Source organism: Paenibacillus terricola, from assembly GCF_014779765.1.
Classification (GTDB): Bacteria; Bacillota; Bacilli; order Paenibacillales; family Paenibacillaceae; genus Paenibacillus_T; species Paenibacillus_T terricola.
Map to the genome: position 1 here is coordinate 184,183 of NZ_JACXZA010000005.1, position 14,151 is coordinate 198,333.

Annotated in this window: 6 protein-coding genes; all 6 read right to left on the reverse strand. The window is 39.6% G+C overall.

Translation table 11 applies throughout. The annotated features are described in order from the left end of the window. Window positions 1–13 precede the first annotated feature (13 nt). Complete coding sequence (locus tag H8B09_RS19790) at window positions 14–724, reverse strand: hypothetical protein (RefSeq protein WP_191205307.1); 711 nt, start codon at window positions 722–724, stop codon at window positions 14–16. Further along, window positions 721–3,777, reverse strand: a complete 3,057-nt coding sequence (gene dpdH, locus H8B09_RS19795; protein ID WP_191205308.1) for a protein DpdH — start codon at window positions 3,775–3,777, stop codon at window positions 721–723. The genes H8B09_RS19790 and dpdH overlap by 4 nt, the downstream gene beginning before the upstream one ends. 10 nt (window positions 3,778–3,787) lie before the next feature. After that, entirely contained in the window at window positions 3,788–4,642 is an 855-nt protein-coding gene (gene dpdG / locus H8B09_RS19800) for a protein DpdG (protein ID WP_263576141.1), read from the reverse strand. Continuing rightward, window positions 4,639–7,119, reverse strand: a complete 2,481-nt coding sequence (gene dpdF / locus H8B09_RS19805; protein ID WP_191205310.1) for a protein DpdF — start codon at window positions 7,117–7,119, stop codon at window positions 4,639–4,641. The genes dpdG and dpdF overlap by 4 nt, the downstream gene beginning before the upstream one ends. A 26-nt stretch (window positions 7,120–7,145) precedes the next feature. Continuing rightward, window positions 7,146–10,361, reverse strand: coding sequence for a protein DpdE (gene dpdE / locus H8B09_RS19810; RefSeq protein ID WP_191205311.1), 3,216 nt, complete (start codon window positions 10,359–10,361; stop codon window positions 7,146–7,148). A gap of 628 nt (window positions 10,362–10,989) precedes the next feature. Then, window positions 10,990–14,151: a hypothetical protein gene (locus H8B09_RS19815; protein WP_191205312.1), complete on the reverse strand. Its 3,162-nt coding sequence runs from the start codon at window positions 14,149–14,151 to the stop codon at window positions 10,990–10,992.

Below are 14,151 nucleotides of genomic sequence, written 5' to 3' on the forward strand. Positions count from 1 at the left end.
TAGTCCCTCCTTTCTATTTTTGTAGTTTAATCTTAAATGAATTCAGTACATTTTTTTGATGTAACCATGTCAAAACTTCATCGTTTAGTAAAGAGAGATCGGCTCCTGACGGACCAGACGCTTGTTGTAAGAAAGAAAATACCCGCTCAGGCAATGATTCAATACCAATCGTACGCCAAGCCTTTTCAATGGTACTTTTTAAAAACAGTACACTCTGGACGGACTCTGTGTTACTTGGCAACGATACATATAACTGCTGATACTCGACCAGTTTTCTCCTAATTTGTTCAACATGGTTTTCATATTCAGGAAATTCTTTAACGACATTTAGTATCTCATTAGAAATATTCGGCTTATTTTCATCAAGATATTTGTGCCAAACAATTGTCATCGTTTGAAGCGTATCTTTCTGGAGACTCTTTAGTTTGCTTTCAATTGAAATAAAGACCCTTGGTGTTTTGACCCAATCACTTACTTCTTTATATTGGTTTAATTGATAAACAAGACTATTTAGTAAATCTTCAAATATATTTATAGATGGAACATATAGCTTTGCATTCGAGAATACCGTAAAAATAGCAAATATGGACGCAACATCATCACGTATTTTATTCAGTTCCTGTTGCCGCGTCTGATATGCCTGAAGTTGCTGCTTATCGCGCTGTAACTGGAGCAAGGTAACAGATGAGGAATGTAACTGTCTAGCCATCTGTAGCACACTCATACAGTCTCATCCGCCTCCTTTGCATCAGTCAACATACTAATTATCAAATCGAAGGTCATCTCAATGTTCCCTTTACTTTCTTGTAACTGGTGGACGTCAGTCTCTTTAGATGATTTCTGCAACTCTTGCTGAACCTGAATACTTGACCGAGTTAACGCTTTAACGATAATTTTAAATTGTTCTTCAACCTTTGATTGTAGTGGGGTATTGAGTTTACCCAAGGTTTCAAATACCTTATACTCTGATCCTCCCACATCGATCGCTCTTTTCACGGTTACGTATTCATTAAACCATTCGTTTATTTCGATCCATTTGACTGCGGCTTGAACTTCTTCCCAATCCCCACTAAAATATCCAGTCTCAGTAGCAGCAGCTATAGCTGTTTTTATTTCCGTAAGGAACTGGTCTATGTCCGTTACGTCGCCAATTAGATCATCCATTTGTTTTATCCACTTTTTGCGTTCTTCTTGTTCTTCTTTTACAATACTAAGGAGCGACTTATTGATCTTATGATGAAGCCGCACTAACTTCATGTAATCTGAACTTTGTTGTAGTGGCAGTGATGTCATCTGAAGCGAGGGTACCATTTCATGCAGTGTGCGTTCGATGGTGTAACCATCAATCATACTATAGTTTCGACCTTCTCCTTTGAGACATGTGATTCGTTCCAGAACGATTTTTTTTAGGTCGCTGTAATTCGTTGCGATTTCCGTCTGTAGTTGTTTCCACGTTGAACTACGTCCATATGCACCTTCTTCTTGTTGGGTAAGTATCGAATCAACTACTGATGCTTCATCCGTAAATACGGGATGACCATTCATTCCTGCCCCGATTGCCAATATTTCCACTGCCGCTTTGACGGGACTCCACGATTGTGCTGCATCTACAGGGAGTTGTTTCAGTTGATTTACTACAACCTCTCCCCACTCTCGCAATTGTTGAGTGACTGCTCTAAAGAATCGAGGACCATTTGGAAAATCCCAATTAGAGTAGTGTCTATACATAATGAGGCCCTGCAAAGCAAACTTGGTGTTGAGCCAAGAACGATCATCCGACTTAAGAGGGAGCAAAAGTGTTACCGTATTAGTAGATATATTTGTCCCTTGATTAATAAAAGAAATACTTCGTACTGGCCACAGTTTTTCCTCTAAGTTTTGTAATGACAACAGTTCCGTTGGCCAATCTATGAACGCATTTAAAGCTTCAAAGATGAGTTTACGTAGATTCTGCGCATCAGTAGATCCAAGGCTATTTTTCCGATCTTTTTTCCACCCTTCCACAGCATCCATAAGGTGTACTACGGTCTGCGGGAGCATGTCGGATTGTTCTTCTATTGGTACCGGAGTAATAGTAACGGGATCTTTTTTCTCCGCTGGTTTCTCAAGATCCTTTTCTTGAATCTCAGTTTGATTCGTTTTACTCGTAATTTGCAATGGCGCGATATTAAATGCGCTGTGAATTACAGGATGAATATCGATTAATTGATCTGTATTGGCCCATAATTCAAGCAATACATGCCGCCGAGCACCATTAACGCGATCCTTAGACATAATCTGATCCTGCGTAATAGTTTTGATGCGATTATCACGTTTATTAAAGTGGTGAAACATCGATGGCGATGGAAACTCCCCATTTTTCAGAGCGGGGCCGTACACATCGAGTGTATGATGAAGTACCATATTCAGCATTGTACGAGGATTAAAGTTATCTTCACCACTTGCGCGATCATACATCGTTTCAAGGGCTATCCTGTTAAATGGATAAAGCCCTCGACCATCAATTTGACCAAATCCTTCGTGGCATGCTTTATTATACTCACACCGCGTACAATAAGAGGTGATTTCCTGGTCCGTTTCTGCTTGATACCACTCTAACGTATCTTTCTCTGGAAGACGAACTGCATTCAAATAGCGGGAAGCAAAATCTGACATTCCCTCTCCGGTCATTTGATGTTTGTTAATATCGAGAGAGACCACAAATTTGATACGACTAGTCGCCGTGTCCCCTAAATTACGAAAGTAACCTGTAGTACAAGCCATGGCAACTCGAAGGCGACAAAGAGGACGTTTTTCTTCACCAGGACGAAGCAATAGCGCCTGTAAAAACTGAATATCAATGCCTTGCATCATGGCAAAGTCTTCAATCAGGAGTACCATTTCCATGTTTTGGTTGTGGAACTCTGATCGAATGTCATTTAACAACTGAATTAGGTCATCAGATGAGAAATTAAACATCTTCGCAATGGCCATATCCAGATGTTTATTTAACCAATCAACGGCATGTTTCTGAAACTCCTCATCTTTACGCAACAGTTGATGAATCGTAAATGCTCTGTGACTAGCTCCGCGGGCATCGATTAATCCTATTGGTAAATCATTTACTGTAAAGAGCCTCCTATTTGTAAGTCTCCCTGGTTGTGATTGCTCTCCAATAATATGATGTGTTAATTGATGAATAATTCCATCCTCTTTTAAGAAAGTGGGACGGAACAAGGCATCCATAAGTAGTTCCATGAAATCTTCCAAATCTTCTGTCAAATCCTCATCGACTGGTTTTAATGAAGATGTCTCTGGTTTTGCGCATACAAATAAATTTGTTAGAAGTTCCAGTTTTGCCTGCTCAAACGAATTAGATCCGGATGAGCGATTAATACGCTGGCGATATTCCTCAAATTTCTTACCTTCCAGCCCTTCTAACATTGTTAACAAAATGGACTTTAGATTGGTTTGCCTTGGTATCACTACTATATGCCGTTTATCATTTGTAGGAATCTTCGCTTTTAACCATCTGACGAGATGGGACTTTCCCGTTCCAGCATCCCCTAAAATAGCTGTAAAGATATGTTCAGTTGGTTTAAGAAAGTCAGATAAAAATTGTTGTTCGTTGTACACAGCACCTTTTATATCAGGTTGATACCCCGACGTATGAACATACATTTGCATAGGATGATGAGTCGCAAGTAGTAAATGCGAATCGACATACCAAGCGTCAGGATCAAGAATCCGAGTTAATTGCTCGGGATTCCAGCAAGTTACATTATTCATTGTTTGCATGGTATCCCTCCTAGTGTAAGGTAATCGCGGTCACTCTATGTTCGGTTGTTCCTTCATAGAGAAAATAGGTTGGTGCATCGGATTCATATTCGAATGATACGATATCCTGGTCCTGCAAATGTAGCCAAGCCATTGATGTAGCAGTAGACAACTTATATCTATCTATTGGTTTATCTCGCATTTGCATGACTTCATTCCATATTTCACCTTGCTCCAAAATTGGGATACGTCGTGACACATGATCAACCAAGTCAGTCATTAGAACGGTGCGCTTTTCCTTAAACAACTCCGGAAGAAGTCGTTCGATTAATGACGTGGGATTTGGATAGCAATGAACTGCATTCTTATTCTTTGTGGGCAAGGTAATAAATAATGATAAAAATACGCCCCAATCTTGAAATTGAGTATATTGCGATCCATTTATTTTAAATGGGTCAAGTACGTTTTCTTTACTCAGCAGGGACTCCATCTCTGACCACGTCTTAGGTGGGTTTATTACCGATTGCATGAGAAACCAAGAAAAATTATAGAGAAGTTCTCGGTGCCGACTATTTTCTAGTCGGAAGAGTAATTCTAAAATTGTCCAAGGTAAATTTGCCTCACCACACTCAGGGTCTCGCGCAGTCAGAGGTAAATGCGGATCTAGCGTATACAGGTCACCATCTTTTTTAATCAACTGTAACCCTACACATTCATTTAGTATATCAATCAACATTTTTGTGTCCCCTGTATCACGCAGTTTTTCAGGCATTAGGCTTAGTTGAAGGTGCGTGAGCGTTCGTAACTGTTCCGGGGCGTGTAATAGACTCCTGTAAACGGCACGCACCCTTGAAGGTGATGTATATAGATTACTAAGCAGACTCATAAACCAACCTCTTTCACAAATTCATCCCATTTGTATTGTCTACCCTTCCAAATACTGCTCCAACTTCTCCCTGTTATTGGTTGTTTCGAATGCTCTGGTATAATATATACTAGCTCATTTGAGCTTGCATTCAACGCTCTTTCGATTAATAACTGATGACTATCACTATCAAGTGTCAGCATTAGTGTCGGCAAATATTGTACACGTTCATTAAATGTTTCTCTTTCGAGAGTATGAACGATGATATGTCTTTGTTGCATCTTTTGATCCTCTCTAAAAAGAGGCCCATACGAATGTGGGACTACAAATTGCCGTATTCCTTGATCAGCCCACCAATGAAATACACGCAACCATCGATCTTGTACGATTTGATTGCCGCGTAATACCGCGCTAAAATTCTCGTTGTTATAAAAAATTGCTGTCATTCCACTAGAACCGATAAAGGAGCGTTCTACCCAGGAAGTTAACTCTGTATCAGACTTCCACTGAATTGGGTGAGACTTTTCTTGAAATGTAAACGGATGGAGACCCGCTTGACGGCAGTATGGACATCCTGCGCATGATTCCGCCACCAATGCGCCTTTCCGGTGGGATTTGTATGAAATTTGGTAGATGGACGAGAACAGTAAGGCTACACAAGTTTGCCCCGAAAGCAGACGCTTTACCTGATCCAGCTGCTCGTAATGATTAAGGCCACTTTTAATACGATATGGGTGAATGATAGCCTCCCATCGCTCATCTTTCAAATGGCCATCATCGCGTAGTTTAACTGTGCGCCACTTATCTTGCTCCTTTTCTCTAGCATCCGACCATTCGAAACTTATCAAACCCGTTCGGTTCATTAGCGTAAGGGTACGTAAGTTCCAAGTACGATTCTTATTATTGTCCATGTCGATATCTTTTTCTTCGAAACTTGGTTGGATGTCGATAGGCACTTTTATAACATCCGGGCGTTGCGGATCATTTTTTTTATGCAAAAACATTTGCGTCCATCGTTGCTGCCCACGTTCAATTGATATTAACGCTTCCTTACTTAGAGATGTGGCGACATCGATATCCTCTTCCGTGTACACAATGAGTGATAAACTTGCGATACCATCACGACCACCTCTGCCTACTTCCTGATAATAACGATCTAATGTTTCAGGTACGCAGGCATGAATTACGACTCGCACATCCGCCTGGTCAACACCTAATCCAAAAGCGGAAGTTGCGACCATAATATCAATGTCTTGATTCTTCCACTTTATTATGTAATCCTCACGTGCCTTCGAACGTGTTTTTCCAGTGATACACCCAATCCGGGAATACCCATTTTGTATGAGTTTTTTTTGCCATCGAATGGCATCATCAACCTTGGATGTATATAAGATTAGTGGTCGGGGCAAATGCGCGATGGCTTCCAGAATATATTTTTCTTTCAATGCATCAGCTTGACACTTCTTAAACCAGTATTCAGGTTCTGGCCTCAACTGCACTGCCGAATAGACATCAAAGTGACCAGTCCTACCAAAAAGAGACTCCAAGGTATCCAGCGAACTATTAGTTAATGTTGCCGTTAATAATAACGTCCGAAAAGGAACTGGGCTCTTCGCTAACATATAGGTCCGCCATCCCGCCAACTCTTGGAAAGCGGAACGAAAATCGCTCCCCCACTCCTCTACCATGTGTGCTTCATCAATAACTAGAAGCTTTAAATAACTCTGCTCCACTGCTCGTTGAAGCGAATAATGTAGTGATTGTATGACCGCCTCTGGTGATGTAAATACAATCTTTTGGGTTCCTGATTGTATACGTGTAAGGATTTCTTGGTTTATAGTTCTGCGTTCAGGTGAAGAATAGTATGCCGTTGGATACGGGACATAGGTTGACATCGCGCTTTCTTGATCAATTGCTAATGCGATTGTGGGCACAATTACGACGGTAACTCCTTTTTGTTGTCCAAACATTAAAGCAGGGAGCTGAGCGCACATACTTTTGCCTGTCCCAGTAGGTAGATTAATTACAAGAGATGAATCTGCAGGTGAAGTGATAATACTGCGAATCGCGTCTTGTTGGCTCTTACTTCGGTACTTCGAACGAGATAAAATTCGCACGAAAGGATCCGCTTCAACCTGCTCTCTAGTTTGTCTTACTTCCTTCCGGTACAAGGGAGTTTCTGGAGACAACGATAAGTTCTCTAACCATGACGGAAACCACGAATTCGCTCGTGCAGACAACCATCCTGGCCGAGAAAGACTAATTTCGACTCCGAACTCCTGCCACAATTGCATGGATGGCCATGGAGAAACCGTAGGCACTGTTAGCGATACGGGGGCTCCGTTTTGTTTTTCGGATTCCGTTCGTATGATTTGCCGTAATAATATCGCGATATCTTTTGGTTTGCAGGTATCTTTATTAATCGCATTCATGAACCTACTATATTCCGGTTGAGTAAAGGAAATGTTCTTACGCTCTCCAATGATCCATTCTCTCAAATTACTAAACTCACTCATAGTCCTACCTATTTTCTTAGTATTTTGTTAGTAAGGATTATAAATCCAACCGAATCTAATGTCACTTTAGGTTTTTTAATGCCAGATAAGATTGCATTATTCCATGTTTCTTCTAATGCTAGATCCACATCGGCCATATTATTCTTACTCTGACTGCGTAATTCTAACATATTATAAGCATAGTCCAAGGCGATTTTAGCTGTCCGATACTTCTCCTCACTTAACTGGACGATATCCTCTCGATCTCGAAGATAGTCCTCAGAAACAACTCGCATATTATGACAAATTGGTTTCCACCGGTGCGCTGTTATGATTTGATCTAGATAGTGTAAACGGCTTTTCGTAAGATTCGTATCGTTTCCTCCATCTTCATATCGATTGAACGGTTCCGTCAAAGCGTCCAGAATATACTGCTCTGTTTCACACTGGCCGTTAAGACGAACAACTACGGTTTCTATACGTGGGGGATAGAAGCGGTCCATAATTCGTTTTAGTTGTTGTGAAGACCGACTGGCATGTTGTTTTTGAAGATCTAATAAAGCATCAGTATCTCCCTCAACTACGTAATGAAAGATAAATCCCGCCCAATCATTTTTCCGTTGCCAATCTGGGACTCTTCGCCAGAACGAAAACACAGATCCGCGATCATCCCATTTAATATATTCGTTCATCAAATCTACAAATTGGTGACCTATCCGATATAGAGAAGTATTACGTCGAGTAACAGCAACCTCACGATCATAAGTGGATTCCTGTTCCGTGTTTCCTAGAAATTGCTTTAAATAATTATAGGGTACTAATGTATAGAGATCTGCTTGATACGAGCAAACATTCCTATTCTCCATGTTTACAGGTTTAAATTTTAATGCCTCCAGCACCCACCCCTCAAGCGCATCTCTGAACTCTGTAGAACTCACTTCATGATCATATCGTAATAATTCATCGAAAATATCGGTGCTTTGTTGCTCTATAGCATCAATATCATCCAACATGTGCTGCTCATATATTTTAAGTTTTTCTTCTTCTAATGATTCGGTCAAACTTTCAACCTGCTCCTCAAACCCTTGCATTCCCATTTCATAAGTAGACCGAAGTATGAGAGGTATTTTTTCATCAATTAAAAACTGTAAAGACGAGATGGATTGCTGAAAAACGTTAAGCGACTTATCTAATAATTGTAGCCATGCTTCTTGATAAGAAAGTTCAATTTCCGGCCCAGCAAGAACAGTCATTGCAAATGGTTTAGAACGTCCAATGCGGTCAACACGCCCAATACGCTGTTCAATACGATTTGGCGATAGCGGCAAATCAAAGTGGACAATATGATCTGCAAATTGTAAATTACGACCAACTTCACCAGATGTATCACAAATCAGGAAATTACAATCCTGATCTTCCCGGAATCGGGAGATCTCTTTCTCGATTTGTTGAGGTGTCATATATTTGTCATGAAGAGCGAACTGAGCAGGCATTACTTGCTCGAGACGGATTCCTATTTCACGACAAACAGAAGTATAACTTGTAAAAATTACAACCTTTATATCTTTTTGCTGACGTAACAACTGCATTAAAATAAAACATAAAAGATCAATGCGGTCTCCTTCCTCGCTTGGGACATCGATTACTTCTAACAACTGCTCAAGCAACATTATTTCGCCATCGAACAAAGGAGCACATAACAAGGCCTCCTTTTCATTAGCAGTTAGATCACTTTGCAGATTTTCCATTAACTCCCCTTGTAAGCGACTTTGTATCATCCCCTGTAGTAAGGTCGTGGATGTGCTCCCCCCTTGCCACAGTAACTCGAACAGCGCTTGTTTTGGCCAATTTGACGAATTGGAAGAGTCATGGACTTGAGCTTCAAATCGCCAGTTATCAAGGATTTGGTTCACGTAGGGAGTTCGTTCGTCTAAATCATATTCAAACTTTATTTTTATTTTTGAACCTTGATCTCTTCCATAGTTCATAAAAGAACTCATCGATTCTCTTCGATTTCTAATTAGTCTCCTGTGAAGTCGATATGACTCGGAAAGATGGACCCGAATATTACGTATTAACTCTTTTCTTTCTGAATCTTCTCCTGATCTTTGGTGAAGACGATGCTCAAGATTCTCAACATGATTCATTAAGCGTAGATCATTGTTGAATTCTGAGCGCAATTCGATGACTCCTCGTTTGAGCATACTTATTCGAGCATCCTGGCGAAATGATACGAGCAAATGACCAACTTCTTGGCGCCTTTTGATTAGATTCCTAAACTTTTCCAGGTCATTTATTGAATAATTATCTGGATCAATTAAATGGAGCATTGCTAAATATTCATTTTCATTGTTCAAGACGGGAGTTGCAGATAATAGTAATAGTCCATATGAAGCATGCGCCAGGTTTCGGAAATATTGATAAATGAGTTTATCCTCTTCGGCTTTTGAGAATGCTAACTTCGCTAGTTCATGCGCTTCATCTAGTATAATAAACCCATAGGATTTCAAATCAACCGTACTGATTTCTTCAAAAGTTTTCCATGCAATCCGATTTCCAAATTGATTAATGTAGCAGCGTTCCTCCAATTCCTTCTGCCATTGAACTAGTAAGAATGAAGGTACTACGATCAGCACATTCTCATCCGGTTGATCTAACAAAAACTGACGAATTATAATCCCTGCCTCAATCGTCTTTCCTAGTCCGACTTCATCTGCCAGTATGTAACGGGGTACCGGATCCTCCAGAACACGTCTAACGACTTCAAACTGGTGAGGAAGTAGCCAAACGCTTGAAGAAGCCAGTGCTGTCATCCCACTGTACGCACTTCGCTGTGTAATAATCTCTTTAATGAACGAATGCCGGTAGCGGTAAAAGAAAGCCGTTTCAATTCCTTTAGCACTAATTACTTCAACGGGATCAACACGTGTTCCAACTTTACGAACGTAGATTTCTTTTTGATCTAAATAACGAGAATCGGAATCGGGGAAATCCACTTCATACAATCGACCCATTTTCCTCATAATTCTTCCCATTAACCAGCGATTAACATTTTCATCATAATAGTAGCAGCGTGTCTGACGCTCCAACTTAGCCTTGACTAAAGTGGTTGCAAGAACAGTCTCATTTTCAATGCGATCTATTGAGTAAAAGTGTTCAATTTCCGCAAGTAGTCCTTCTACTGAGATGAGTTTTGCAATTCTCTGCTGATTATTATCTATATATACAAATGACCCATTCTCCATTGTTCTGGTTCCCCCATAAAAAACATACAATTATAAATATTTCCACCAAAAATATAATGAAAAGCGAGTAGTTAGATCCCTATCATTATAAAATAGCAAAAAGACTACTCTAGATGCATATTATTATACATTAGCTCTAGTACTTTAGGTGCACAAAAAAAAACAACCAAAACAAATTCTTGGCTGATTGTTTGATTTTAACTCCCCGCTTACTTCCCCTTAGTAACGTTTGGAGCAGTTGGACTTAAATAAATTTTATGAAATCGACAAAAACACTCCTGTCCACCTTAGTGGGGGGACGACCCATAACACTAGACAAATCAGAACACCTTCAAGTGAATAATGTTAATCTGCTCCATGATCTCGCGTTACGTAACATCAGCTAGTCTCAATTCAATAGCCCTCATCTTCACTTCTAACGGATAACTCACTCTTGTTACCAACGCAAAAACACCTCCAAAGTTGTCCTCCACATCTTACGACATGGAATCTTTCTCTTGAAGGTGTCTTTCCTAAACTATCCTCAACTACCATAGCAAATTATTAAGTTTCAAGACAGTACTTCAAACTGGTATTACATCCAATAAAATAGGACCAGACCAAAGATTAAGTCTGGCTCCTATCCACACTATATTTCATTAACAACAAGTCGAATCTCCACTATCTCAAATAACAATGGGAACTTTTCTTTCAGTTCATCCAATAACTTCCTCCACTGAACTGGTGGAAGTGTACTATGCCCCTTCTCAAGAAGGGATATTAATTGACGTTTGATTGCCGGTCTCAACGAGTCACTCTTCCCAATAATATTGAGCATCTCGTGCAAATCAGTACTGCTATTGCATCCAAGATCATTTTGCAAATGACCTATGATGTGTATCCTCTTCACTTCTTGATTAATCGTTTTGATTAATTGATTTCTGATTTCATAAAAATTGATTACCTGCCATTGAGTAATACAAGTATGCAACTCGTTCCCTACATGTTCTCGTTCAAATAGGCAGTCAGCCAATCGTATTAATCGATTCCAAATTGTTTTAACATTCAATACTTCAACTGTTTGATACTGAGTGCTTAACAACTCTAACAATTCGTTTTTCGGTGTAAGGACCAGACAATTTAGTAGTCTGGATAATCCATCAATCGAAACTAACAACGTATCTTTTTCCTTTTCAAGAATTGCTAATGATGTTTCATCATGGGTAACATTCAATCTCAATACTGATCCAGAATCATGGACGAAAGCGTGCACCTCGAAACAAAGTTCCTTGAATCGAAGACGAAGTTCATGAACTTCATTTTCTAAGTTCTTAAATTTCTCATACATTGTCATCACTTCATCAGAAGTAATTGCTTCTTCTACTACCGTGTACTCTTGATAATCTTTCAGACTATATATCTCTTTCTTGTTAAAATACATCACCATATCTGCCAACTCATGGTACTTCTGTTCGGAACAGCTTTTCAAATAGGGTACCATTGCAAGTCGTTTAAACATTAATTCCTTACATGTAGTGTCTAGTAGTTTTAAGTACTTTTGAAATTCTGTTTTTAGGCGAGTAAGGAAAATGTACAGGGAGGTGTCGCCGATTTGATAGCTCTCCAGCGCTTTTCCCGGCATAAAATCTATTAACCACTCACCAAAATTTAATTGACGGATTTCCACGAGATCCACAGGAAGAAACATATTGTCACGTAGCATAAACCAGTCATGGTACACTTGTTCAATTTGAGTCATTGTCTCTTTACTAAAAGGCGAATGGACGTGACTTATCCAAGATATTTTACTAAAAGAGTAACAAACGTTTGCCCAATCTCTGAGGTGTAATGCAAACTCACACATTGTCATCCCTAATTCATTTTCCAACTTGTCTTTCCACGATAAACGTAAATCTTCGGATTGATAAATCCACATTGCTGTTTCGAGTTCATTCGAAATTTTTTGAAAAACAATTCCTTTTTCGGAATACTTCAGATTGTGGAATTCGGCAATTTGAAGAGCGGCATAGCTGCGATTAATCTTGATTGCCTCATGTTTTTCACTTTTCTCTAATGAAATTGGATATCTTGAACGGTTTATCACCTCCTTCCTCTGAATAATGGCCGTCGATTTCGGTGTATGGGGTCTTGATATGTTTATACTCTTAACAACGTCGTGGACTAAGCCTGAAACACCAAGTCTAACGGACTCTAGCAACTCTATGTTCACTTGTTTGCCTTCAACCCAGTCTCTTATCAATGACTTATCATAACTTGGTTTTACTACCTCAGATACTTCAAAGGTTCTATTATCCTCAAGTTGATGATCATCGAGTTGAACTAAGGGAATGATCTGGTCACCAAGATCATATCCAAAATGATTTAATACTTTTCCCGATATAGCGAATGTATTCTGTCCTTCTTGAGCAAACCATTCTGCATAAGCCTTTATGAACAGATCTGAAGTATCTGCAAATTTCTCTCGATGAACCAAGGATATAACTCGTGTTACCCTTTCCGGATTCCCCTTTTGAAAAAAACGGATCAATTCCTTACTGTTTAAAATCATATACCGTAGTTTACCTTTTCCTAGCGGTATTGCATCATACATTCTGCGTATCATTGAACTATTGAATGGAAGGAGATTAACATTAAGATGTAATTGCTCTTCATTGTCATCATTAGATGACTTGGCAAGAGTAGCGCATTCTTGATAGTGCCGGCATGCAGAGGAGCATGTAAATCCCTGCGACCCTTTAAGTTGCAATAGATAATTCGTCATATACGGAACAACCTGCCCACGATCTAAGTTATAAAACTCCTTACCTGACTCATCAGAGAGCCATAACTTCTTAACGCGATCATTAATGGTATCAAGATTCTGAACACGTTGTGTAAGGTCAAATCCTCTTTCTGAGTCTTGGAGGGCTCCAGGCGTGAGACCAATGACAACATCCCAACCGCCTTCTTCCAACGTAATCAATTGATCCAGAAGCTCTGACGCATAGATATTTACGGATTGCACTAAATCATCTATTAACAATAATGGTCGGATATTACGTGCTCTCAATTGCTCAGTTAATTGTTTAAATAATGAGTTAATATCCCAACCCTCAAATAAAAACTGATCCAACTTTCGTGATAACATTTGTCGAAAAGGTAAGTATTCTAATGAAATCGAAATGGTTGTATTTGATAATAATTCTTTGAACTGTCGGTGATGCAGGACTTCAAGCGGTCTAGTTATATGTCCACGTTGAACTTGCATAGTGAATTCTGTAACGTTTTTCTCAATTATTGGTCTTATCATTAGGGCAACTGGCACTATCTCCTCATCCGAAGGAAGCGTTTCAGCCAACGTAGTCCACACCATCTGGTTGATTAGAGTAATAGGCTTTTTCATTAATAGATCCCAGCGGTGTTCATCGATAGGAATGGACAACGGTATGTTTAACGCCTCATAACATTTCTTGATCAGTACCTGTGGGTTTAATTCAGTACGAGATATCCGAATAACAGGTCGATCTATTTCATTAAGTAACCACTTGTCTTTCAACCAGCAGAGTAATTCTGATTTCCCTGAACCTGTGGAACCAAAGATAAAGAAGAGTCTATTACCAATGGAATCGACTTCTAATAGCTCTTGGTACAACTCCTTTTCCGTTATCTCAGCTGTCAATTGATCTCCTTGATAACGATGCATGATTTGAGGAAAATGAGTTGCTCGAAAATATTCTGATGAATATTCATATCGTTCATCAGCAGTCCCAACAAACAGTCTCAGCGCTTCCTTATTAAGGCACGGAATCAT